We start from the raw sequence: 24,022 nt of genomic DNA, 5'->3' as shown, positions 1-24,022 counted from the left end.
ACCAACATAGGCAGGTTTGAACGGAATAAAAGGAAGTCATAATCCCGCACCGGCAGGCAGATCGGCGCAATTTGGCCCGGAATTCCGGTATTTGCGTCTGGCATTGATTGTCTTCCGACCCGATTCTAGCCTACACGCGCAATTGCAACATTCGCAAATGCGCATGTTTCATTTTTACAAAGGAGACAAAGAGTTGAAACGCATTTTTACACTGGGAGTGAGCTTTGGACTATTGGCGTCGACGGCCGTCAGCGCCGACACTTTCCTGCGGTATGGCGAAGTTGAGGGATGGAAGGTCTTCATTGATCAAGACAAGAAATCCTGCCTGATCGAGGCTGTGGACGACTCGGAAAACGTTGTGCAGATGGGCCTGACCGAAGACCGCGGAGTGGGCTATGTCGGCGTCTTCACCAAGGCCAAGACCGACATCAAACGTGGCGAGACCGAAGGCGTGGCGATTCTGCTGGGCGACAACATCTATGTGGGTGAAGCCACCGGCATGAAGGGCAACATCACCAAAGGGTATTCCGGCGGCTATGTCCTGTCCGACGATCCGCAATTTGCCGAAGACATTGCAAAACAAAAAGTCATGGTTGTTTTTCCTGAAAAGGAATTCGCCTTCACCGTCGACCTGACCGGCACCTTCAAGGCCATGGAAATGGCGCGGAAGTGCAATCAGGAACAACTGGACGGCTGATCAGCCCGAAAGCGCGGTCATCAGCCGCGCTTTCTCTCCCACGTCATCTGGTTTTGAGATGACATTGGCCAGGTCCTCCAGCGACGCGATTGAGTGACCCGCGCGGAAGCTGTCCACATGCGGCAGCATGGCCGCGACGCCTTGTGCCTTGGGCGCGAACCCATCCCAGCGCAGCAGCGGGTTCAGCCAGATCAGGCGACGGGCAGAGAGGTGCAGCCGCTCCATCTCTTTTCCAAGCGCTTCGGGCTCTCCACGATCCAGCCCGTCCGAGATCAGCAGGACCACCGCCCCCTGTCCCATGACACGCCGCGACCAATCCCGGTTGAACGCATGCAGGCATTCCCCGATCCGTGTGCCGCCCTCCCAATCCTGCGCCTCGGCCCCGGCTGCGGCCAGTGCGGCATCCACATCGCGCTGTTGCAGGTGGCGGGTGATATTGGTCAGGCGCGTGCCGAAGGTAAAGGCATGGACTTTGGCCCATCCTGCGCCCTTGGCGTTGGAGACCGTGTGCAGGAAATGCAGGATGATCCGGCTGTATTGGCTCATCGAACCTGAGATGTCACACAGCACCACCAGATTTGGCCAGCGGTGTCTGGGCTTTTGCCGGGCAATTTCGTGCAGCTCTCCGCCCTGCCGCATGGCGGCGCGCAGGGTTCTGGCCCGGTCTATGCGCTGCCCAAGATGGCTGGGCTGACCCCGCCGCGATTCAATGGGTTTCACCGGCAGAGTCATCCGCGCCAGCATGCGTTTTGCCAGGGCGATCTCGGCCGTGCTCATCTGTTCGAAATCAAGGCTGCGCAGGCGTTCCTCGGTCGATGCAGTTTGCGAAGCATCAATCTCAAGCTCGGTATCTTCCTCTGATTCTGTTATGTCCGGCGGGTCGTGCTGCACACCATCCAACAGAGCCTCGGCTGCGCGTTTTTCCCCGGCCTCGGCTTTGCGATCCTCCTGCACGCCGCGGATGGCAGGCAGCATCATGGCCATCATATGTTCCATGTAACGCGGATCGCGCCAATACATGCGGAAGACCTGCGCAAAGACCGTCCGATGTTCGGGCCGGTTCACGAAACAGGCGTGCAGCGTCCAGTAGAAATCCCGCTTTTCCGAGAACCCGGCGGCCTGTACAGCGCGGATCGCATCGACGACACGGCCCGTTCCGATTGGCAAGCCCGCCTTGCGCAATGCGCGGGCGAAATGAGTGATGTTTTGTGCCAGTTTCGGGTTGTCGGGGATATCGAGTGGGAGTTGTTCTGCCATTACCTGTCATGGGGGCGCTGCCCCCATACCCCCGCCGTATTTCCAACAAGAAGAAGCATCAGGCCGGTTCTAAGGTGGCTTTGGCTTCGTCCAGAATGCGTTTGGCCTCGGATCCTTGCAGTTTCTGGATGTCGTCCTGGTATTTCAGGATTGCGCCAAGCGTGTCGCCGATCACTTCGGGGCTGAGGTTGATCACGTCCAGTGCCAGCAGGCATTTGGCCCAGTCGATAGTTTCGGCAACGCCGGGTTTCTTGAACAGGTCTTCGGTGCGCAGGTGTTGGACAAAGGCCACCACTTCGCGGCTGAGCGCCTGCGCCGCTTCGGGCGCGCGGGCGTTCAGGATTTCGATCTCACGGTCAAAATCGGGGTAGTCGACCCAGTGGTAGAGGCAGCGGCGCTTAAGGGCGTCATGCACCTCGCGCGTGCGGTTTGAGGTGACGATGACGATGGGCGGCTCGGGTGCTTTGACGGTGCCAAGTTCGGGGATCGTGACCTGGAAATCGCTGAGCGCTTCGAGCAGGAAAGCTTCAAACGGTTCGTCGGTGCGGTCAAGCTCATCAATCAGCAGAACGGGCGCGCCGTGGGCGTCCGGGCGCATCGCCTGCAGCAGCGGGCGTTCGATCAGGTAGTCGTCCGAAAAAAGCTCGGTTTGCAGCGCGCCGCGTTCGGCACCGCCTGAGGCTTCGGCGGTGCGGATGGCCACCATTTGCGCCGGGAAGTTCCATTCATAGACGGCCGAGGACGCATCCAGCCCTTCATAACACTGCAGCCGGATCAGTCGGCGGTTCAGGCCTGCGGCCAACGCCTTGGCGATCTCGGTCTTGCCGACGCCAGCCTCACCTTCCAGAAACAGGGGACGGCCCAGTTTCAGCGACAGGAACACCACCGTGGCCAGCGCCCGCCCGCAGACATAGCCTTGCGCGCCCAGCATGGTTTGAACGGCGTCGATGGATGTGGGCTGGGTCATGGGCAAATCTCTCCTTGGCCTCAAAAGGTCATGGCCGAGCCTTTGCGTCAAGGCCACGCGCCCAATGTGACCTACGACGTTCCGACGTGTTGACAAGGTCTTTTCCGGGCGCGGCCTCTGTGCTAGCGGGGGCGCATGACCGATAGCATCACGATCCGCCGCCCCGACGACTGGCATCTGCATCTGCGCGATGGCGCGATGTTGCAGGCCGTCCTGCCCGAAACCGCGCGCCATTTTGCCCGTGCGATCATCATGCCGAACCTTGTACCGCCAGTCGTGCGCGGCGATCAGGCCGCCGCCTATCGCGACCGGATCATGGCCGCCCTGCCCGACGGCATGACGTTCGAGCCGCTGATGACCCTGTATCTGACCGAGGACACCGATCCCGAGGACGTGGCAGCCGCCCATGCCAGCGGTCTGGTCAAGGCGGTCAAGCTGTATCCGGCGGGGGCGACGACAAACTCGGCCTCGGGCGTGCGCGATTTCGACAAGGTGCGCCCTGTGCTTGAGAAGATGGCCGAGATCGGCTTGCCCATGTGTGTCCACGGAGAGGTCACGGATGCCGATATCGACATCTTTGACCGCGAGGCCGTGTTTATCGACCGCGTTCTGGACCCGATCCGCAAGGCCACACCCGGCCTGCGCGTGGTGATGGAGCACATCACCACCAAGAACGGCGTCGATTACGTCAAAGCCAATGACAGCGATCTGGGCGCGACCATCACGACGCACCATCTGATCATCAACCGCAACCATATTCTGGCAGGCGGCATCAAGCCGCATTACTATTGCCTGCCCGTCGCCAAGCGCGAGGAGCATCGCCTGGCCCTGCTGGCCGCTGCGACCTCGGGCGATGCGCGGTATTTCCTGGGCACGGACAGCGCGCCGCATACGGATGAAAACAAGCTGTTGCCCTGCGGCTGTGCGGGCTGTTTCACGGCCACGAACACGATGTCACTTTTGGCGGAAATGTTCGAACGTGAGGATGCGCTGGACAAGCTGGAAGGCTTTGCATCGGTGCACGGTCCGCAATTCTATCGCCTGCCGGTGAACGAAGAGATGATCACCCTGATCAAAGGGGATGTGGTGGATTATCCCGACAAGATCGAAACCGATGACGGCCCTGTCACCGTATTCGACCCCGGGTTCCCGTTGCACTGGCGCGTGGCCTAACCCGCCAGCATTTTTGACAAATCACGGGCGCGGCCTCCGGTGCGCAGCATCGACCAGATCGCGTCCGCTGTATCGCCGCCGATCAGTTTGGATGCTTTGCCGCGCACGCGATCCTCTCGGTCTGACAACGGCATCGGAGCCAGCAGATCATGCGTCGCCTCGGGCCGCGCACCGTCACGGCGCAGCAGGGACAGATGGGCCTGCGTTTCCGACAGGCTCTCATCCGCTTCAACCACAACCCGATCCCGCAGGGATTGCACACGCGGGTCGGCGCAGGTTTTATCGGAATAGCTGGTGGGCAGCGCCGTATCGTACCCCAGCGCCTGCATCGCAATCACGGTCCGATATGAGAATTTGGCCCCCAGTCCGGTGGTCGGAGAGGTCTGATTGCAGACGCTCATCCAGCGGGGATGGGTTTTGATTTTGATCTCGGCCACTTCGGGTTCGGCAATGTCCAATTCACGTGCGGCCTCAAGCGCGGCATGCAGGCCGTGGCAGCAGGCATGAAACTTGTGGCTGACAGTTTCGAACAGCCATTCCTCGCCCAACCCCGCAAAGGCGGTCTGGGCGTCCCCTTCGCCCTGATGTGTCGCGCCAAACCCATAGGGCCCTTCCAGCGCGTCCATATTGGGCTCAAACCCTTTGGCGATCAGCAAGGCGGCCTCGACCCCGGCCGAGGCTGCAAGCCCCGCGTTGTAGGGTTTGCCCATCGTGCCGAACTGCGCCTTGAGCCCGGCGGCGCGTGTCGCCGTCAGGCCCAACACCTTGCGCATCTTTGCCACGTCAAAGCGCAGAATGCGCCCTGCTGCGACGGCGGCCCCAAAGGCGCCAGCGGTGGCTGTCTGGTGAAACCCCGCCTGATAGTGATCGCGCCCCAGCCACAGGCCCACACGGATCGAAACCTCCATCCCAACCAAGGCAGCCTCAAGAAAATCGACAAGGATACGATCGTCCCATTCGCTCAGCGCAAGGGCGGCGGGCAGGATGGCGACCGACGGGTGGCCGATATGGGCAAAATGCGTGTCGTCATAATCCAGCGCGTGGGACACGGTGCCATTGACCAGCGCTGCGCCGCGTAAAGGGGCGGCACCCCCGCCAAACAGGTGGGCCTGAGCGGCCCCTGCCTCGCCTAGAACCAGATCACGTACCGCATGAGCCACAGGCTCATCCACGCCCGCGCGCCCGACCGCTATCCAATCCAGAACGGACAGAGAGGTGACGATCCGCGCCTGCTTGGTCGTCTCAACAGGGCCAGCCGCAAATGCAGCCAAGGAAGAAGAAAAATCGCTCATGCGCGCAGTCTAGCGTGCACCGTTTGCGGGTAAAGCCTTAGCTGTACAAATCCGCGGCGCGTGTCTCGAACGCCTGGACGATCCGGTGCATTGCCTCATTGAAGACGACGCCGATGATGCCTTGCAGGATGGCGTTTTTGAATTCGAAATCCACGTGGAAGGACACGTTACACCCACCCTCGGGCGCGTCTTCAAACTGCCAGTCGGATTTCATGTATTTGAACGGGCCGTCCAGATATTCGGTGTCGATCTTCATCTGATCGGGGAACAGGGTCACGCGGCTGCCGAACCGTTCGCGGAAAACCTTGAACGAGATCACCAGATCCGCCTCCATCACCTGCGCCTCACCGGCGGCGTAGGTCCGGCGGATACGGGCGGCGGCACACCAAGGCAGAAACTCGGGGTATTTGGCCACATCCGCGATCAGGTCGTACATCTGCTGCGCTGTATACGGCAGGTGGCGGGTTTCCGAATGAGTGGGCATGGCGTCCGGTATTTGCAGGTGACAATAGCGCGTCATGTCGTATGTTGCGCGCCAAAGATCAAGGGGGATGCAATGACGGACCGCGCATATGTGATAGATGAGATGATCTCGGCCAAGGCCATCGCCGCGCGGATCGAGGAGCTGTGCCGCGAGATCACGCGCGAGTTTGGCAATACCGACAAGCTGGTTGTGGTCGGCCTGCTGCGCGGCAGCTTCGTCTTTATCGCCGACCTGGTGCGCGAGCTTGACCTGCCGATCGAGGTCGATTTCCTTGAGGCGTCATCTTACGGAGATGCGATGGAAAGTAGCCGAGAGGTGCGTATTCTCAAAGACTTGCGCGGCGCGATTGAAGGGCGTGACGTGCTGGTGGTCGAAGATATCGTCGACACCGGCCACACGCTGAACCACGTCACCAAGCTGTTGCGCAGCCGCAAACCCGCACGGCTGAAATCCATCGCCCTGCTGGACAAACCCAGCCGGCGCGAGGTTGATTTCCGCTCTGACTGGATCGGGTTCGAGATTCCGGATGAATTTGTCGTGGGTTACGGGATCGACTTTGCACAGCGCAACCGCAACCTGCCCTTCATCGGCAAGGTGCGCTTTACCGAGGGGTAAACGGCCCCAGAACCTGCTGGATCGCCGCAAGGAAAATCCCGGTTCCGACCGGGATCAAGGCATCGGGAAAGTCATAGTCGGGGTTGTGCAACTGCGGATGACCTGCGCCGGACCCCAGCCAGAACATCGCCGATTTGGCCCCTTTGCCGAACTGCCCGAAATCCTCTGAGAATTTCTGCGGGTTGGGCGTCAGCGTATATTTGATGCCCGCCTGATCACAGGATTGCCGCAAGACTTCAACGGCTTCGGGGTCGTTTGTGCAGGCTTCGAACACATCCTCATAGCTGATCTCAACCCCCAACCCATGGGCCGATGCGGCCTGAGCGACCAGGGCCTCGGCCTCTTGCATCAGGCGCTGCATACGCGCGTCGGCCACTGTGCGCAGGGTCACCCACAGCTCAGCCCGGCCCGGAGTCACGCCGAACGTTGGCTCGCCCAGATTGGCATGTGTGACGGTGGTCAGGGCGAATTCGGCATCCAAAGTACCGCCCTGCCCCAAACCCGCCAATTGAGGCATCAAAACAGCCAGCGCGCCAGCCGGAGAAATCCCATCCTGCGGCGCGGCAGCATGGGATGTCTTGCCGGTCAGAGCAATTTTCATCCCGCGCGACGCGCAGTTGGTTGCGCCCTTGCACAAAGAGACCTCGCCCCGCGCCAGCCCCGGTAAATTGTGCAGAGAAAACACATAATCAGGCGCAATACTCGCGAATTGAGCATCATTCCGAAACGCAATTGCGCCCTGGCCCGTTTCCTCGGCGGGCTGAAAGATCAACACCACGCGGCCCGCATCAGGACGGGACTGCGCCAGATGCTCTGCCACGCCCAGAACCATCACCATATGACCGTCATGACCACACAGATGCCCCTTGCCCGGCACGCGCGAGGCATATGCTGCATCGGACAGCTCCTGAATCGGCAGCCCGTCAAGCTCACACCGGATGCCTACGGTCGGCCCGGACTGCCCGCTGTCGAAAATCGCAGCAACGCCGTTCCCGCCGATCCCGGTTAGCACGCGATCCGCACCACGCGCGCGCAGTTCATCCGCGATCCGAGCAGCTGTTTCGGTCTCTTGCCCCGAAACTTCGGGATATTGGTGCAAGTCGTGGCGCAGCCGGGTCAGCCGCGCCAGCGTATCGGGTGTCACCCCTGCTCCAGCTTTTTCTGGCGCGCGTCACGCAGGCGGGCAAAGTCATCGCCCGCGTGATAAGACGAACGCGTCAACGGAGTTGCCGACACCATCAGGAACCCTTTGCCATAGGCCGCCTTTTCGTAAGAGGCGAATTCTTCGGGCGTTACGAAACGATGGACACCGTGGTGCTTTGGAGTGGGTTGCAAATACTGACCGATGGTCAGGAAATCGATATCAGCCGCGCGCATGTCGTCCATGACCTGACGCACCTGCTGTTCATCTTCGCCAAGGCCGACCATGATACCCGATTTGGTGAAGATCGACGGGTCCATCTCTTTGACCCGTTGCAACAAGCGCAGAGAGTGGAAATAGCGCGCACCGGGACGCACTTCGGGATAAAGGCCCGGAACAGTTTCAAGGTTGTGGTTAAACACGTCCGGCTTCGCTTCGACCACAACTTCGAGAACCGACGGGTCGCATTTCAAAAAATCAGGCGTCAGAATTTCGATCGTTGTCTTGGGTGAGCGGTGACGGACCGCGCGAATGGTCTGGGCGAAATGCTCGGCCCCGCCATCTTTCAGGTCATCGCGGTCTACCGAAGTAATGACCACATGGTTCAGCCCCAGCTTCTGCACTGCGTGGGCAACCCGGCCCGGCTCAAACGCGTCCAGATCATCCGGTCGGCCTGTGGCGATGTTGCAGAAGGTACAACCGCGGGTACAAATCTCGCCCATGATCATCATGGTGGCGTGGCCCTGGCTCCAGCATTCGCCCACGTTGGGGCACCCGGCCTCTTCGCAGACAGTCACCAGATTGTTCTCGCGCATGATCTTGTGGGTATCGGCATACCCTTTCCCGCCCGGAGCCTTGACGCGAATCCATTTCGGCTTTTTTGGTTGCGCATTGTCCTGACGATGCGCTTTTTCGGGATGTCTTTGTTCGGGGATCTTCAGATCACGCACGGTCGGCTTTCCTGACTTTGGGTCACTTTGCTTCCACATAATATAAACTGCAGGTCCAAGCTACGCCACCCATGCATAGCTGCCATAACAGCGCAGTATGCAAGTGCAGAAAAACATGGAATATTTCGCCCTGAACCCAAAGAAAACCATAGTCTTAAGTGGCATTCAGAAGTTTTTCAGATCACCGAATTATTCGCATTGAAGCCAATTTAGAACTGTTTTAAAGCCGCGAGAGTTCACGTATGAATCACAGGAATTTGAATATGAAGTCCGGGACTAAACTGCCTGATGTCACCTTCCACACCCGTGTGCGCGATGAGGCCATCGACGGCCCCAACCCGTTCCGCTGGGAAGACAAAACCACCGCAGACTACTTTGCTGGCAAGCGCGTGATCCTGTTTTCGCTGCCCGGTGCGTTCACGCCCACGTGCTCAACCTATCAGCTGCCCGGATTTGAAAACGGCTATGCTGAATTCAAGGACAAGGGCATTGATGACATCTACTGCATGTCGGTCAACGACAGCTTTGTGATGAACAAATGGGCACAGGATCAGGGTCTGCAGAACGTTAAGGTCATCCCCGATGGGTCGGGTGAGTTCACTCGTAAGATGGGCATGCTTGTCGACAAGGACAATCTGGGATTCGGCATGCGGTCGTGGCGCTATGCGGCGATCATCACCGACGGCGTAGTCGAAGCGTGGTTCGAAGAACCCGGCCTGATGGATAACTGCCCCGAGGATCCTTATGGCGTGTCGTCGCCGGAAAACCTGAAGAAACATCTGGACGAGGCGAAAGAGCCCGCTCTGGCCTAACAGATATCGTCATTCCCATTCAAAGGCCCGCCATGCGCGGGCCTTTTTCGTGTCAGGCGCGCGTGGCTGAGACGATCTCTTCGCCAACCCGGCGGATCACTTCGGCCAATTCATCGAACCAATTGTCCGGGCTGGTGGAGGCGCGGCGTACCAGACCAACTGTTCGGGCGGGTTGCGGCGCGCTGAATCGCATCAACTCAAGCCCCTGCACGGCGTCGGATTCCGCGCGTGCCGCCAGTTCAGGCATCAACGTGACGCCAAACCCTTCGGCCACCAATCGCGACAGCGTCGCCAGCGACGACGCCCCCATATTGATCAAACCGCTACTGCGATCCTGGCCGCACACTTCCAGCGCCTGATCGGTCAGGCAGTGCCCGTCATCCAACAGCATCAACTGCGTCGTCTTCAGATCCAGCGGGTGAAGCGCCTGGGGATTTGAAGCCATTCCTCTCAAGCGCGCAGAGCTGCCAGCCAATAGAAACCGATCCTGAAACAAGGGCAGCTCAAACAACTCGCGCCCCCCGGACGGCAAGGCCATGACACCGGCGTCAATCTCACCCACGCGCAGCATGTCCAATAGTCGCTCGGTCCGTGCCTCGCGTATCTGGACCCGCAGCGAGACGTCAGATGTCCTGAGCCCGGCCAGGACGCCCGGCAGCAAATAGGGTGCAATTGTCGGAATGATTCCAATCGACAGCGACCTGTGACCACCCGACCGATCCCGGGCGAATTGATCCAACCTGTCAGATGCCCCCAGAATTTCGCGGGCAAATCCCAGAACGTCGCGCCCCAGAGGGGTCAGCAGAATATCCCGCGCCTGACGTTCGAACAAAGGCCCGCCCAAACTGTCTTCCAGCGCCTTGATCTGCACGGACAAGGCAGGCTGCGAAACATGGCATTTCTGCGCAGCCCGGCCAAAGTTCCGCTGTTCGGCGACGGCGGCGAAATACTGCAATTGTCTAAGGGTGAAATTCATAACCCCTGACTATCACTTACCTCCACATACGCAAGATAAACATATCAACCGATCATGCGATTGCGCTCGGACTGGGCTTCGTAGTGCCGTTTCAGCCGCTGCAATGCGATCCGCAGGACGATCTTACCCGAACGGGCCGACCATCCCATCCGCTTTTCCGCCAATTCCAGGCCTTCGAGATAACAGCAGCAACGCAAAGCCACATCGCTGAGACCAGGGCCGAGGTCGGACAAGGCGCTCTCGACACGATCCCTCGCGTCCGACGCGCCCTGCCCGCCGAAGGACTCGGTCTTAAAGCTGCCGCGCCCCCCAGCGGTCAAGAAGTGATCCCAGTTCTGCGCCACCTGAGGCCCGATTTGCGCCAGTTCGAAATCCTCGCGCAAACGCTCACCTGCGGCCACGAGCGTTTCATCCAGAAACGGCTTGCCGTCCCGGTCACGCCGACGCGCCAGTGCGATCAGCGGGCTTTCGGCGGCGCTGTATCGAATGCGCCGTGGCCGGTCGGTTTTTGGGCTGTCGCCCTGCCCCGACCTCATCTGGGATTGAAACGGGGCCTGCGCCTCGGCCATTCCGAACTCATTGCGTTCGCGTGCCTTGTTTTCGGCCTCGGCAATCAACCGGCTGAGGGCTGTCCGACCAGAGGCTGATATACGATACCGGGAAATTCGGCCTGGCTTGTCGCAGGATATCCAGTCATTCAACGCCAGCGCCTGCGCGATGGCACAATCCACAACCGCCGTCCGGGTCGCTGCGCTGTCGCCGCTGTCTCGAACGACAACAGCTTTGTCCATTTCCTCGGCCACTGCGAGAACGGACCCGGTTTCACACAGACGGCGCAGAATTCGCAGCGCCTCGCTGTTGAACACATCATCCTTTGCCGCCGCGTCCTCATCCGTGAAACGCGATGACGCAAAATCCGAAAAGCGATCCGTATCCGCAAAATGCGTTTCTGCCAGAGACTGCAGCGCAGCGTCCACCAACGGGTCATCCCGCCGTGTTTCGATACGTCTGATCTGTCTGAGTATGGTGGACGCATGGCATCCGGCAGATCGCGCAATGTCGCGGATCGACCGCCCGGTTTCGGTATGGGCCAGATACCTCTGCGCCCCTTCAGGTACCCAAGCCGGAATGGTGAAAGCCATGTTATTTTCCATAGTTCCTTGCCCTTGTCGCCACAACACTCTGTTCTCAAACGCCCCTGATGAGTTCGTTAACCAATTCTAACTAGAGTTGCTTTCGTTACTCGTTCGTTAACCCGCAGAGGTAAGAACCAGATTTGGTTCAAAATCATAAACACTCATGAAGTCAGAGTTCGGGGCGATCTTGATCAAGGCAACGCCCGCGTAGGTTGTGCCACAAAAGGGCAACTTCCATTCGATCAAGGAAACCAAGAAAATGCAGGATCTCATGACCATGATTACCACACTCCGCCGTCCCCGCCTGCTGGCCCGGACCGCAAAACACGGAGTTCAGGATTATGATCGGGAACGCCATCTGCAACGCATTTTGGGATATGGCGCGTTGCCCGGAACCGGTGCGGCCCTGGTTCGGTTATTGGAGATGGAGCGAGAGGTTAACGCGCAGCGACTGGCCGAAGACGCCGCCTATTCCCTGGTCCGTCACCTGGACCTGTTAATCGCGTTGCTGGGTGAGGCGCAGCTGTATCAGGCCAGCCGCGCCCCGCAGATTCATTGATCAGGTAAAGGCATCCGGCATGGAGGCCTTTTTCTTCTCGACATATTCGGTCAGAGCCGCGTGGATGCCGGGATCGAGCTGCGGTTGCTGGTAGTTGGCCAGCAGATGCTCGACCCGGGCCGAGGCCAGCTGCCGTGTGTCACGCTCACCTTCATCAACCCATGTTTCAAAGGGTTTGTAGTCGAGCATCTCGCTCTTCCAGAAGGCTTCTTTAAAGTTCGCCTGTGTGTGGGCACATCCCAGATAGTGGCCACCGGGCCCAACCTCGCGGATCGCGTCCATCGCTTGCGCGTTCTCGTCATAAGCCACGCCTTTGGCCAGACCGTGCAGGACGCCCAACTGGTCGGCATCCATGACGAACTTTTCAAAGTCAGCCACCAGACCGCCTTCCAGCCAGCCGCACGAGTGCAACATGAAGTTCACGCCTGACATAAGACCCATGTTCAGCGAGTTCGCAGTCTCGTACGCTGCCTGTGCATCCGGCAGTTTCGAGCCGCAGAACGACCCGGCCGAGCGGAACGGCAGGTTCAGACGCCGCGCCAGCTGACCCGCGCCGTAGGTGACCATCGACGCTTCGGGCGTACCAAAGGTCGGCGCGCCCGAGTTCATGTCGATCGACGACACAAACGCACCAAAAATCGCGGGCGCTCCCGGACGAACGATTTGGCTGTATGCGACACCGGCCAGAACTTCGGCCAGAACCTGTGTCAGCGTACCCGCAACCGAAACCGGAGCCATCGCACCGCCGACGATAAAGGGCGAAATGATGCAGGCCTGATTGTTGGCCGCATACACTTCCAGCGCGCCCATCATCACATCGTCGAAGGTCATCGGCGAGTTGATGTTGGTCAGCGAAGTCATGACAGTGTTTTCCTGCACGAACTCTTTGCCGAACAGAATCTCGCACATTTCAACCGAATCCTGCGCGCGGCTGGGATCGGTGACCGAGCCCATGAACGGTTTGTCCGACAGGGTCATATGCGCCATCAGCATATCCAGGTGACGCTTGTTCACCGGGATATCCGTGGGTTCACAAACCGTCCCGCCCGAGTGGTGCAGCCATTTGGACATATAGGCCAGTTTCACGAACTTGTTGAAATCGTCCATGGTCGCATAGCGGCGGCCACCTTGCGCATCGCGCACGAAAGGCGGGCCGTAGACGGGGGCCAGAACCATGTTTCGACCGCCGATCACAACCGACTTTTCCGGATTACGGGCGTGCTGGGTGAATTCGCTGGGGGCCGTTTTGATCAGCTCGCGCGCCAGACCACGCGGGATGCGCACCCGCTCGCTATCCACATCGGCACCGGCGTTTTTCCAGCGTTCCAGAGCTGCCGGATTGTCGACGAAGTTGACACCGACCTCGGCCAGAATCGTTTCCGCATTCGCTTCGATGATCTGCAACGCTTCTTCATTCAGAACTTCAAAGTTCGGAATGTTCCGCTCGATATACTTTGCTGTCTCGATACGCACTGCGGTGCGTTCAGCGCGGCGAGCAGCGCCACCGCCACCCCTTGACCGACGCCGGGCGTTTGCCTCAGACATTGAGATCTCCCGTCTGTTTCTAGGTTCACCAGCCGTGTTACAGGACACAAAAGCGCGCCAGCATCTGGATAACGGCGCTATCGGAGAAAAAGCGACATTCGCCCGCCTCTCAACGTCAGGCCCTCGCGTCATAACTCTTGCACATGCACGGCTTGCGCCATAATAGCCACCCATGACCCAAGACACCCATGACCGCCTTCTGATCATCGACTTCGGCAGCCAGGTAACGCAGCTGATCGCCCGCCGCCTGCGCGAGCTGAACGTCTATTGCGAAATCCACCCCTATCAGAATGTCACGATGGACTTTGTGCGCCAGATGGCGCCCAAGGCCGTGATCTTCTCGGGCGGGCCGGACAGCGTGACGCGTGAGGGATCGCCCCGCGCGCCGCAAGAGATTTTCGACTACGGCGCGCCGATTCTGGGCATTTGCTACGGCCAGCAAGTGATGATGCACCAATTGGGCGGCAAGGTCGAAAGCGGCCACGGCACCGCCGAGTTCGGACGCGCCTTTGTCACGCCCAAGGGTCAGCTGGATATTCTGGACGGCTGGTTTGCCGAGGGGGACGAGCAGGTCTGGATGAGCCACGGCGACCATGTCAGCGAAATCGCCCCGGGGTTTGAGGTGTTCGGGACCTCTCCGAACGCGCCCTTTGCCATCACGGGCGACCCCGGTCGACATTTCTATGCGGTACAATTCCACCCCGAGGTGCACCACACCCCCAAAGGCGCGAAACTGTATGAGAATTTCGTAAAGCTGGCCGGGTTCAGCGGCGACTGGACCATGGGCGCCTATCGCGAACAGATGATTGAGAAAATCCGCGAACAGGTGGGCGACAAAAAGGTCATCTGCGGCCTGTCCGGCGGTGTCGACAGCTCGGTCGCGGCAATTCTGATCCATGAGGCAATCGGTGATCAGCTGACCTGTGTGTTCGTCGACCACGGGCTGCTGCGCAAGAACGAGGCCGAAGAAGTTGTCGGCATGTTCCGCGACAACTACAACATCCAACTGATCCACGCGGATGAAAGCGCGCTGTTCCTGGGTGAGTTGGAGGGCCAATCCGACCCCGAGACCAAGCGCAAGATCATCGGCAAGCTATTCATCGACGTGTTCCAGAAACACGCCGACACCATCGATGGGGCCGAGTTTCTGGCGCAGGGCACGCTCTATCCTGACGTGATCGAATCGGTTTCGTTCTCGGGCGGCCCGTCGGTCACCATCAAGTCGCACCACAATGTGGGTGGCCTGCCCGAAAAGATGGGCCTGAAACTGGTCGAACCCCTGCGTGAGCTGTTCAAGGACGAGGTCCGCGCCTTGGGCCGCGAACTGGGCCTGCCGCAGAGTTTCATCGGACGCCACCCCTTCCCCGGCCCCGGTCTGGCGATCCGCTGCCCCGGTGAGATCACCCGCGAAAAGCTTGAGATTCTGCGCGAGGCCGACGCGGTCTATATCGACCAGATTCGCAAGCACGGGCTTTATGATGACATCTGGCAAGCCTTCGTGGCCATCCTGCCTGTGCGCACCGTCGGTGTGATGGGTGACGGGCGGACCTATGATTACGCCTGCGCGCTGCGGGCCGTGACCTCGGTCGATGGCATGACCGCCGATTACTACCCTTTCACCCATGAATTCCTCGGCGAAACTGCCACGCGGATCATCAATGAGGTCAAGGGCATCAACCGCTGCACATATGACATCACCTCAAAACCCCCCGGAACGATCGAGTGGGAATAACCTTCAAAGCCGGGCTCTGTCCCGGCTTTTTTGTTTAACTCTGCCCAGAAACCCATAGGTTTCATGTCAGAAACCGCGATTCCCGCAGGCAGGTAAATGGACAGCAGCAGACCTCAGATCGGCAAGGCCGCGCTTTGGATGACGGGAGCCATCGCCTCATTTTCCTCGATGGCTGTCGCAGGCCGGGAACTGAGCGTGACCCATGACACGTTCGAGATCATGTTCTTCCGCAGCCTCGTCGGCATCTGTGTTGTGGCGGCAATTCTGACGGTGACAGGCAAATGGGCGCAGGTTTCGACCTATCGACTGGGTCTGCACGGCGTTCGGAACCTTGTGCACTTCACCGGTCAGAACCTGTGGTTCTATGCGGTGTCGATCATCCCGCTGGCGCAGGTTTTTGCGCTGGAATTCACGCAACCCATCTGGGTGATCCTGCTGTCTCCGCTGCTGTTGGGAGAGCGGCTGACAACAGTGCGCGTTATGTCCGCGCTGATTGGTTTTGCAGGGATATTGATCGTGGCCCGCCCCGGCGCGGTGCCGATGAACGCCGGAGTTCTGGCCGCTGCGCTTTCAGCTGTTTTCTTCGCGCTGACCACGATCTCCACCAAGAAATTGACCCATTTCGCAAGCATCGGCTGCATCATGTTCTGGCTGACGGTGATGCAAGCCGTCCTGGGCCTGATCGCCGCCGGGATCGACGGCCAGATCACGTTGCCAACGGCGGCAACGGCGCCATTTCTGCTGCTCGTAGGTCTGGCTGGTTTGCTGGCGCATTACTGTATCACCAACGCGCTGGCCATTGCGCCCGCAACGGTGGTGGTGCCGTTCGACTTTGCCCGCCTGCCAACGATCGCCGTTGTAGGCGTGATTCTGTATCACGAGCCACTGGACCACTGGACGCTTTTGGGCGCTGCCGTGATCTTCTCAGGTATCTTTCTGAATGTTAGCGCCGAGAACCGTAACAGTTTGGCAACACGTTCCCGTGATACAGAACAATAATAACGTACCGTCACCGGTTGACGGTTCATTATTGCTTAAGAAAGTATCGGGCACCATCAGTCAGGTCGATCTCAATCACTCAATAAACTGATCTGACCAACAGGACATCGTTAGGGAGGACTCAATGAAAAAAGCGCTATTGCAGGCGTGCGCACTCAGTGTTGGGGCGACAGGGGCCGTGGCAGGCGGTCTTGACCGCAGCGGCCAAGGCATCAACCTGATCTTCGAAGAAGGATCGGCCGTACAGCTTCGGCTGGGGTACACAACCCCGGATGTGAGCGGTGAACAGAACGGCGTCGAATCCGGCGACGTATCCGAGAGCTTTTTCTCGCCGGGCTTGGGCTATAAACACGCGTTCAACGACAAGCTGGACTTTGCCCTTATCTATGATGAGCCGTTCGGCGCGGATATTGCCTATCCGGCTAACTTCCCTCTGTCGATCAACCCCCTCGCCCCGGTTGGCGGCCGCACCGGTGTTCTAAGCGCCGATGCAGATATCGACGCACTTACGGCTGTGTTGCGCTACAAGGTCGGCAACGGCTTTAGCGCCATCGGCGGTATTCGCGGTCAGCGGGTCGAGGCCAACGTCTCCGTGCCGTTCGTCGCGGGCTACGAAGTTGATTTCGACCAAGAGATCGATTTTGGCTATCTCGTCGGCGTGGCATGGGAACGTCCGGAAATCGCGGCACGTGTTTCGCTGGTCTACAACTCCAAGATCACCCATGACCTTGGCACGACCGAGAGATTTGATCTGCCCGTCCCGCCCGGAGCCCCGCCAGCTGGCGTGGTTCCTGTGACGCAGGAAAGCACAACTCAGGTCGAAACGCCGCAATCGGTGAACCTGGACTTCCAGACCGGTGTTGCACCCAAGACCCTTGTCTTCGGCTCGATCCGTTGGGTTGACTGGCCGCAAGCTGCGGTTGCGCCTGCGACTTTCTCGGCTCTGACCGGCGGCACCGATCTGGTGAACTTCGAGGATGACACATTCACCTACACGTTGGGCATGGGTTATCAGTTCTCGGATGAATTCTCGGGCGCTGTCTCTTTTGGTTACGAAAAAAGCACCGGTTCCGAAGTTTCGAACCTCGGCCCGACGGACGGTTTCTGGAGCGTCGGTCTCGGCGGAACGTACACTATTGACAAGGCGCAGATTTCGGGCGGCGTTCGCTATACCGATATTGGCGATGCCACCACCACAACCGGTGGCGAATTCAGCGGCAACAGCGCCTGGAGCGTCGGTTTGCAGATCACCTACTCGCTGGGTTGATCCCAACGCCCATACCATCTGTAAAACCCCGCCCATCGGCGGGGTTTTCTTTGCGCAGGATTCGGGTCGAACAAATTCACCAGCCATGTGAAAAGACCCTATGACCACGCAGAAACACCTAACGCCAAAAGCCTGGGCCGAGCTTGTCTTGCTGGGCGTGATCTGGGGCGGGTCCTTCGTCTCGATCCGCATCGCTCTGGACGAGATTCCGGTGATGACTTCGGTATTTCATCGCGTCTTCTGGGCAATGCTGGCGCTTTGGCTGGTGGTCTGGTTTCGACGCCTGCCGGTTCCGCGCAGCCCCAGAATATGGCTGGCCTTTCTGATCATGGGCGCGCTGAACAACGCAATCCCATTTTCCCTGATGGCGTGGGGGCAGTTGCATATTGAGGTCGGCCTGACCTCGATCCTCAATGCGGCAACAGCCATCTTTGGCGTGCTCATCGCCGCGCTGTTCTTTCAAGACGAGCGGCTCAGCCCATCGCGGCTGATGGGGGTCACGCTCGGGTTTGTGGGCGTCACGGTCGCCATCGGCCTTCGGAGTTTTGCGGATTTCAACCTTCAAAGCATTGCCCAACTTGCAGTGATTGCCGGAACCCTCTCTTACGCTTTGGCCGGAGCATGGGCCCGCGCCTACTTGTCGGATCTGCCGCCCGTGGTGGCCGCGGCGGGTATGCTGAGCGGATCGACCTTGCTGATCCTGCCCCTGACCTTACTGACAGACGGGGTTCCCAACCTGGACCTCTCACCAATCACCTGGGGGGCGATTGCCTATTACTCTCTGATTGCCACCGCCGGGGCTTACCTGCTGTATTACCGCGTTCTGGCCATGGCAGGTGCGGGTAATCTGATGTTGGTCACCCTGGTCATCCCACCCGTCGCGATCATTCTGGGCGCCCTGCTGCGGAATGAAGCTCTGCCGCCGCAGGCTTATCTGGGTTTTGCAATTCTGGCACTGGGGCTGCTGATCCTTAACCGCGCTGCGCCGCGCAATTGACGCCGTCCTCTGCCCGATTTAGCTAGGTCGGAAAAAGGGACCGCGGATCATGATCTACAGCTCGGCAAAAGACTGGCGCGAGGCCGCGCGCAAAAAAGTACTGTTCTTCGGCATGTCGGGCCTGGGCAAGACCTATGTCTCGAATGTACTGCGCGATTCCGGCGACTGGTTCCACTATTCGATCGATTACCGCATCGGCACACGGTACATGGGCGAGTACATCGCCGACAACGCCAAGGCCGAGGCGATGAAGGTCCCGTTTCTGCGTGATCTGCTTCTGACGGATTCGATCTATATCGGCTCGAACATCTCATTCGAGAACCTGACGCCGGTGGCGGCCTATCTTGGTAAGCCAGGAAACCCCGATCTGGGCGGGTTGGATCTGGTAGAGTACAGACGCCGTCAGGAACAGTTCCGTTTGGCCGAAATACACGCGCTGCTGGACACCGAATACTTCATCGACCGCGCCGAACGTTTGTATCAGTACCCAAATTTCATCTGCGACACGGGCGGGTCGATCTGTGAATGGGTGGACCCGAATGATCCCGCAGATCACGTCCTGTCAGAGCTGTCCCGCCAAGCCCTGATGATCTGGATTCAAGGTGACGAGGATCATACGGCCGAGTTGATCCGCCGCTTTGACAAGGCCCCAAAACCGATGTCTTACCAGCCCGAGTTCCTGACACGCGTTTGGGAGGAGTATCTGACCCAGAACGCCTGTCAGGCCGAAGAGGTGAATCCAGACGCCTTTATCCGATGGACCTATGCGCAGGCGCTGGCGCATCGCCAGCCACGGTATGAGGCGATGGCCGAGAACTGGGGAGTTGCGGTCACCGCGGACGACATGCACAAGGTGCGTGACGCCGCGGATTTCGACGAGTTGATCGAGCGCACCCTTGAGACCCGCGCCAACCGCGCTTAACTTCCGCCTCTACACTGTAACTCCAAAGGCTTGCACCTGATGCCAATCAAGATTCCCGCCGACCTTCCTGCGTTTGATGTCCTCTCGAAAGAGGGCGTCTCGGTCATGGCCGAGGATCAGGCAATGCGTCAGGACATCCGCCCCCTGCGGATCGGGTTACTGAATCTGATGCCCAAGAAGATTCAGACTGAAAACCAGTTTGCGCGCCTGATTGGAGCGACGCCGCTGCAGATCGACCTGTCGTTGATCCGCATGACCGAGCACCGCACCAAGAACACAGCCGCCGCACATATGGCCGAGTTCTACCGCCCCTTTCAGGAGGTAAAGGACGAGAAGTTCGACGGACTGATCATCACCGGTGCCCCGATAGAGCATCTGGAGTTTGATGACGTCACCTATTGGGACGAATTGCGCGAAGTTTTTGAATGGACACAGACCAATGTGCATTCGACCTTTGGCGTCTGCTGGGGCGGTATGGCCATGATCAACCATTTCCATGGCGTCAAAAAGCACATGCTGGACGCCAAGGCGTTCGGGTGTTTCCGTCATGCCAATCTTGACCCCGCCTCGCCATTCCTGCGGGGGTTCTCGGATGATTGCGTAATTCCGGTCAGCCGCTGGACTGAGATGAAACAAGGCGAAATCGACGCCGCCAATGGTTTGGTGACGCTGCTGGGCAGCGACGATGTCGGCCCCTGTCTGGTCGAAGATCCGGCGCATCGCGCGCTCTATATCTTCAACCATTTCGAATATGACAGCGACACGCTGAAACAGGAATATGATCGCGACGTTGCCAACGGCACGCCCATTAACGTGCCGATGAACTACTACCCGGACGACGACCCAAGCCAAACTCCGCAGAACCGTTGGCGCAGCCATGCGCATCTGCTTTATGGCAACTGGATCAGCGAAATTTACGGAACAACCCCGTATGACATCCGTCGGATCGGGGTCGAGAAAACAGATCTGAGGGCCTGAGATCATGCTGCGCTTTGGTCTCATCCTCTTGACCCTGCTGCTTTTGCTATGGGTCGTCGCTGTCTGGCGCGCCTCTCGCAACGAAGCCCGGGCTGAAGCTACCTTTCCCCCCGAAGGGCAGATCGTCGATGTTGATGGTATCAGCGTACACGCAGTTGTCATGGGCGAAGGTCCCGACGTTGTTCTGATCCATGGCTCCAGCGGCAACACGCGTGACATGACCTTTGCCCTGGCTCCGATCCTTGCCGAGAGCTACCGGGTGATCGTGTTCGACCGTCCCGGGCTGGGCTATAGTGACAGCTTCAACCCCGATGGAGAGACAATCGAAGAACAGGCCGACATCCTGCAAAAGGTCGCTGCTCAGCTGGGTGCTGAAAAGCCCATCGTCGCTGGCCAGAGCTATGGCGGGTCGGTCTCGCTTGCGTGGGCGGTGACGCGGCCGGAAAACATCTCGGGGTTGGTCCTGATCGCCCCGGCGGCGATACCGTGGGAAACCCCGCTGGATGGGTTCAACCAAATGGCCGCAACCTCGGTCGGGAACGCAATCGTCCTGCCCCTGATCACCGCATTTGTTCCTGAGTGGTACGTTGAAAAGGCCCTGGACAAGGTGTTTGCCCCCCAAACCGCGCCCGAAGGCTATGCCGATCACTTTGGCACCGGCCTGACCATCCGGCGCGGTTCCATGCATGCCAACGGCAAACAACGCGCCAACCTTCTGGAAGAGGTACGCGCCCTGCAATCCCGGTATGGTGAGATTGCCGTCCCGACCGAGATCGTGCACGGCACCGCCGATGACACCGTCGGTCTTGAATGGCATTCGCACCGCCTGATCGACGATATCCCGGGGGCTGAACTGATCGAGCTGCCCGGCATTGGCCACATGCCGCAGGTCGTCGCCGCCCCTGAGGTTGCCGCAGCAATAGACCGCGCCGCACAACGTGCAGGTTTGCGTTAAGCCCGCCGCTAATCCATAGTAGGATATGGATTTTATGGCGAGGTGACGCATGGCCCGGTCCCCCAAAGGCTCAATTCAGAACTATTTCGAAAAGAAGGCTCCGAAAGATGTCCGGGAGGCGATCGAGAAATCTGACAAGGGCGACATCCTGAACCCCTCATACCCCTATGACGAGCGTATGAAACGCAAGGAGTATGAAAAGGAAATGGAGCAACTGCAGATCGAACTGGTCAAGATGCAGTCGTGGATCAAAGACACCGATCAACGCCTCGCACTGATCTTTGAAGGACGCGATGCGGCTGGCAAGGGCGGCACGATCAAGCGGTTTCGCGAAAACCTGAACCCGCGCGGCGCGCGCAACGTGGCGCTCAGCAAACCGTCGGATACGGAACGCAGCCAATGGTATTTCCAGCGCTACATTCAGCACCTGCCCTCGGCAGGTGAAATCGTGTTCTTCGACCGCAGCTGGTACAATCGCGGGGTCGTGGAAAACGTTTTCGGGTTTTGTACAGCGGAGGAACGCGAACGCTTTTTCCGGCAGGTCATGCCGCTGGAAACCGGGCTGGTCAACGACGGGATCACCCTGTTCAAATTCTGGCTGAATGTCGGGCGCGCCGAGCAACTGAACCGCTTTCTGGCGCGTGAGACGGACCCGCTAAAGCAATGGAAACTCAGCCCGATTGACGTTGCCGGATTGGACAAGTGGGATGAATACAGCCAATCGATTTCAGAAACCCTGACCCGCAGCCATTCAGAGCATTGTCCGTGGACAATTGTACGGTCAGACGACAAGAAACGGGCGCGTTTGGCGGCCATTCGCACCGTTTTGCATACGCTGGACTATGCTGAAAAAGACGAAGACGCGATTGGCGCGATTGATGACAAAATCTGCGGCGGGCCGGAAATCTGGGACGCATGAGCGACGGTGGACGAAACGCCGATGGAGGATTATGTCTGGTATTCCGACCCCTTAAGCAACAAGGACGCCTGACACAGGGATGACAAAACGCGGGTATCACCACGGAAACCTGAAACAGGCGCTGATCGAGGCCGCGCTGTCCTTGATCGAAGAAAAAGGCCCAACCGGCTTTACCCTGTCTGAGGCTGCCAAAACCGCCGGGGTCACGCCTGCGGCGGTTTACCGGCATTATCAAGGGCGCGAAGATCTGATTGCCGAGGCCGCGCGTCAGGGGTTTGAGATGTTCGCCGACCTGATGCAATACGCCTATGACAAGGGCCAGCCTTCAGCGCTCGCCGCGTTTGAGGCGACGGGCCGCGCCTATCTAGCTTTTGCCCGCAAACATCCCGGCCACTATATCGCGATGTTCGAAAGCGGGATTTCCGTGAACCGCACGCCTGAACTGGCACTGGCGGCGAACCGGGCCAAGGCCGTTCTTGAAAAGGCGGCATCGGACCTGTCTCAGCACATCCCGCCTGAAAAACGCCCACCCGCTTCGATGTTCAGCGCGCATATCTGGGCCATGAGCCACGGAGTTGTCGAACTGTTCGCGCGCAATACCGGCGCCAGTTCCCCCTTCCCGCCCGAAGATTTGCTGGAGACGGGAATTGGCATCTATTTGCGCGGTTTAGGGCTGGTGCCGCAGGATGAGTGACTGCGGCCAGCGGTTCAAACGTTCAGGTCATCCGCGCAGGGGATAAACCCCGCAAAACCGCCATTGGCCAACAACCGGCTTTGCCCGCCAGTGCGCCAATACAGTTTGCGCCGTGTGGCCTGCAATTCCCGACGGATGCGGAACCACAAGGGCCCCTTGTCCAGCCCGCTATTGGTCTTTTGATCCTGCGAACGTTCGCTGACTTTAACCGCCTCGGCCGCCTCTTGCTGTTTGGACCACATCATCTGCACCCCAATCGCCGGGAAACACTGGTACATCTGCCAATCCGGGCGGGGGTAAGAGATAAAGTCGTCCAGATGGTCAGAATACACCTCAGACCACGACAGTAATTTGCGGCACGCCGCCTGCGTCACGATATACGCGGCTGAGCTTGGGGCCATTTCCAACATGGGCCGGACCGGTATATCGGCCATATGCTGCAAGGGTCCGAACCGCATCGGGCGCGGGGAATAGTCCAGCTTGATCAGATCGAATCCGTCTGCCCCACTCAGCAGCGCCGCAATCACACCCCCAGCCTGCGCAGAAAACTCAACGTCATCTTCAAAGATCGCGACGGCTTGCAGCTCTTGCTCAATAACCATTCGCCAAATGGCACGGTGGCTTTCGAAACAGGCGATCTCGCTTTGCGTCAGGCCCCAGCGGCTGCCGGTTCCGGCGACATAGCGGTTGCCATCCAATCCGCCGGGTTTCTGACCATCGGTTGCACTGAACCGTTGCGCGCCCGCCAGACCGGCATGGGCGAATTGATCATCCATGAACGCGGCCCGTTGAGGCACACGGTCAAGGTTGATAAAATAGGCACCCGTTCCCGGCGGCAGTTCGAAATGTCCCACGGTTTGTCCTTTTCCAGTGCTTACGCCAGATACACGTCGCTGAACCGGACAATCAACCCCGCCCTAAACAACGGGCCGAAGGACGGCGGGAAAGGACACCC

24 protein-coding genes are annotated in these 24,022 nt (G+C 59.1%); 14 read left to right on the top strand and 10 right to left on the bottom strand.

Features of this window, described 5'->3' with window-relative positions; translation table 11 throughout:
- Nucleotides 1-193: 193 nt before the first annotated feature.
- Complete coding sequence (locus ACR0J5_RS04915) at nt 194-697, top strand: hypothetical protein (protein WP_480650972.1); 504 nt, start codon at nt 194-196, stop codon at nt 695-697.
- Here the strand turns inward: ACR0J5_RS04915 and ACR0J5_RS04910 are convergent, their stop codons facing one another.
- Together ACR0J5_RS04910 and ACR0J5_RS04905 are read right to left on the bottom strand one after the other, a co-directional pair.
- A complete protein-coding gene (locus ACR0J5_RS04910; RefSeq protein WP_480650970.1) occupies nt 698-1,954 on the bottom strand; it encodes a vWA domain-containing protein in 1,257 nt (418 codons plus the stop codon). It abuts the gene before it with no gap.
- Nucleotides 1,955-2,012: 58 nt separating this feature from the next.
- Nucleotides 2,013-2,921: an AAA family ATPase gene (locus tag ACR0J5_RS04905; protein ID WP_480650967.1), complete on the bottom strand. Its 909-nt coding sequence runs from the start codon at nt 2,919-2,921 to the stop codon at nt 2,013-2,015.
- Nucleotides 2,922-3,056: 135 nt separating this feature from the next.
- Here ACR0J5_RS04905 and pyrC point away from each other — a divergent pair, with 135 nt between their 5' ends.
- Nucleotides 3,057-4,094: a dihydroorotase gene (pyrC, locus tag ACR0J5_RS04900; protein ID WP_480650965.1), complete on the top strand. Its 1,038-nt coding sequence runs from the start codon at nt 3,057-3,059 to the stop codon at nt 4,092-4,094.
- On the opposite strand, the gene ACR0J5_RS04895 is transcribed toward pyrC, so the two are convergent.
- Both ACR0J5_RS04895 and ACR0J5_RS04890 read right to left on the bottom strand, forming a co-directional pair.
- Entirely contained in the window at nt 4,091-5,386 is a 1,296-nt protein-coding gene (locus tag ACR0J5_RS04895; RefSeq protein WP_480650963.1) for an MmgE/PrpD family protein, read from the bottom strand. The genes pyrC and ACR0J5_RS04895 overlap by 4 nt on opposite strands.
- 37 nt (nt 5,387-5,423) lie before the next feature.
- Nucleotides 5,424-5,870, bottom strand: coding sequence for a type II toxin-antitoxin system RatA family toxin (locus tag ACR0J5_RS04890; RefSeq protein WP_480651439.1), 447 nt, complete (start codon nt 5,868-5,870; stop codon nt 5,424-5,426).
- Between the two features lie 72 nt (nt 5,871-5,942).
- Between ACR0J5_RS04890 and hpt the strand changes: the two genes are divergently transcribed.
- Nucleotides 5,943-6,485: a hypoxanthine phosphoribosyltransferase gene (hpt, locus tag ACR0J5_RS04885; RefSeq protein WP_480650961.1), complete on the top strand. Its 543-nt coding sequence runs from the start codon at nt 5,943-5,945 to the stop codon at nt 6,483-6,485.
- Here hpt and ACR0J5_RS04880 read toward each other — a convergent pair.
- Complete coding sequence (locus ACR0J5_RS04880) at nt 6,472-7,629, bottom strand: amidohydrolase (RefSeq protein WP_480650959.1); 1,158 nt, start codon at nt 7,627-7,629, stop codon at nt 6,472-6,474. The two genes, hpt and ACR0J5_RS04880, sit on opposite strands and share 14 nt — an antisense overlap.
- Nucleotides 7,626-8,576, bottom strand: coding sequence for a lipoyl synthase (gene lipA / locus ACR0J5_RS04875; RefSeq protein ID WP_480650957.1), 951 nt, complete (start codon nt 8,574-8,576; stop codon nt 7,626-7,628). Before lipA ends, ACR0J5_RS04880 begins: the two co-directional genes overlap by 4 nt.
- A 263-nt stretch (nt 8,577-8,839) precedes the next feature.
- On the opposite strand from lipA, the gene ACR0J5_RS04870 reads away from it, so the two are divergent.
- On the top strand, nt 8,840-9,388 hold the full coding sequence (locus tag ACR0J5_RS04870; RefSeq protein ID WP_480650956.1) for a redoxin family protein: 549 nt from the start codon (nt 8,840-8,842) through the stop codon (nt 9,386-9,388).
- Nucleotides 9,389-9,440: 52 nt separating this feature from the next.
- On the opposite strand, the gene ACR0J5_RS04865 is transcribed toward ACR0J5_RS04870, so the two are convergent.
- Complete coding sequence (locus tag ACR0J5_RS04865) at nt 9,441-10,364, bottom strand: LysR substrate-binding domain-containing protein (RefSeq protein WP_480650954.1); 924 nt, start codon at nt 10,362-10,364, stop codon at nt 9,441-9,443.
- A 44-nt stretch (nt 10,365-10,408) separates the two neighbouring features.
- Complete coding sequence (locus ACR0J5_RS04860; protein ID WP_480650952.1) at nt 10,409-11,518, bottom strand: DUF6456 domain-containing protein; 1,110 nt, start codon at nt 11,516-11,518, stop codon at nt 10,409-10,411.
- 241 nt (nt 11,519-11,759) lie between these two features.
- Here ACR0J5_RS04860 and ACR0J5_RS04855 point away from each other — a divergent pair, with 241 nt between their 5' ends.
- On the top strand, nt 11,760-12,059 hold the full coding sequence (locus ACR0J5_RS04855; protein ID WP_480650950.1) for a DUF6477 family protein: 300 nt from the start codon (nt 11,760-11,762) through the stop codon (nt 12,057-12,059).
- Here ACR0J5_RS04855 and ACR0J5_RS04850 read toward each other — a convergent pair whose 3' ends face one another.
- Entirely contained in the window at nt 12,060-13,604 is a 1,545-nt protein-coding gene (locus tag ACR0J5_RS04850) for a trimethylamine methyltransferase family protein (RefSeq protein ID WP_480650948.1), read from the bottom strand.
- Nucleotides 13,605-13,776: 172 nt separating this feature from the next.
- Here ACR0J5_RS04850 and guaA point away from each other — a divergent pair, with 172 nt between their 5' ends.
- The 9 genes from guaA (at nt 13,777) to ACR0J5_RS04805 (ending at nt 23,067) form a co-directional block, all read left to right on the top strand.
- The gene (gene guaA / locus ACR0J5_RS04845) at nt 13,777-15,336 is read left to right on the top strand and encodes a glutamine-hydrolyzing GMP synthase (protein WP_480650946.1); all 1,560 of its coding nucleotides are present in this window, start codon (nt 13,777-13,779) and stop codon (nt 15,334-15,336) included.
- Nucleotides 15,337-15,432: 96 nt separating this feature from the next.
- Nucleotides 15,433-16,335, top strand: coding sequence for a DMT family transporter (locus ACR0J5_RS04840; protein ID WP_480650944.1), 903 nt, complete (start codon nt 15,433-15,435; stop codon nt 16,333-16,335).
- A 124-nt stretch (nt 16,336-16,459) separates the two neighbouring features.
- Entirely contained in the window at nt 16,460-17,602 is a 1,143-nt protein-coding gene (locus tag ACR0J5_RS04835; protein WP_480650942.1) for an OmpP1/FadL family transporter, read from the top strand.
- Between the two features lie 100 nt (nt 17,603-17,702).
- Nucleotides 17,703-18,599 carry a DMT family transporter gene (locus ACR0J5_RS04830; protein WP_480650940.1) on the top strand — a complete coding sequence of 299 codons (897 nt, stop codon included), beginning with the start codon at nt 17,703-17,705 and terminating at the stop codon, nt 18,597-18,599.
- A gap of 49 nt (nt 18,600-18,648) precedes the next feature.
- Nucleotides 18,649-19,521: an ATPase gene (locus ACR0J5_RS04825; RefSeq protein WP_480650938.1), complete on the top strand. Its 873-nt coding sequence runs from the start codon at nt 18,649-18,651 to the stop codon at nt 19,519-19,521.
- Between the two features lie 39 nt (nt 19,522-19,560).
- Nucleotides 19,561-20,499 (top strand): homoserine O-acetyltransferase MetA, encoded by a 939-nt coding sequence (gene metA, locus ACR0J5_RS04820; protein WP_480650936.1) that lies wholly within the window; start codon nt 19,561-19,563, stop codon nt 20,497-20,499.
- Nucleotides 20,500-20,503: 4 nt separating this feature from the next.
- Nucleotides 20,504-21,454: an alpha/beta fold hydrolase gene (locus tag ACR0J5_RS04815; RefSeq protein WP_480650934.1), complete on the top strand. Its 951-nt coding sequence runs from the start codon at nt 20,504-20,506 to the stop codon at nt 21,452-21,454.
- A gap of 49 nt (nt 21,455-21,503) precedes the next feature.
- Nucleotides 21,504-22,373 carry a polyphosphate kinase 2 gene (ppk2, locus tag ACR0J5_RS04810; protein ID WP_480650932.1) on the top strand — a complete coding sequence of 290 codons (870 nt, stop codon included), beginning with the start codon at nt 21,504-21,506 and terminating at the stop codon, nt 22,371-22,373.
- Nucleotides 22,374-22,452: 79 nt separating this feature from the next.
- On the top strand, nt 22,453-23,067 hold the full coding sequence (locus ACR0J5_RS04805) for a TetR/AcrR family transcriptional regulator (protein ID WP_480650930.1): 615 nt from the start codon (nt 22,453-22,455) through the stop codon (nt 23,065-23,067).
- Nucleotides 23,068-23,081: 14 nt separating this feature from the next.
- Here the strand turns inward: ACR0J5_RS04805 and ACR0J5_RS04800 are convergent, their stop codons facing one another.
- A complete protein-coding gene (locus tag ACR0J5_RS04800) occupies nt 23,082-23,921 on the bottom strand; it encodes a glycosyltransferase family 25 protein (protein WP_480650928.1) in 840 nt (279 codons plus the stop codon).
- Between the last annotated feature and the right edge of the window lie 101 nt (nt 23,922-24,022).

It is taken from the genome of Ruegeria sp. BE1 (genome assembly GCF_056538885.1).
Note: the sequence above shows the minus strand (reverse complement) of the source record. Positions and strands in the feature narration are given on the sequence as shown.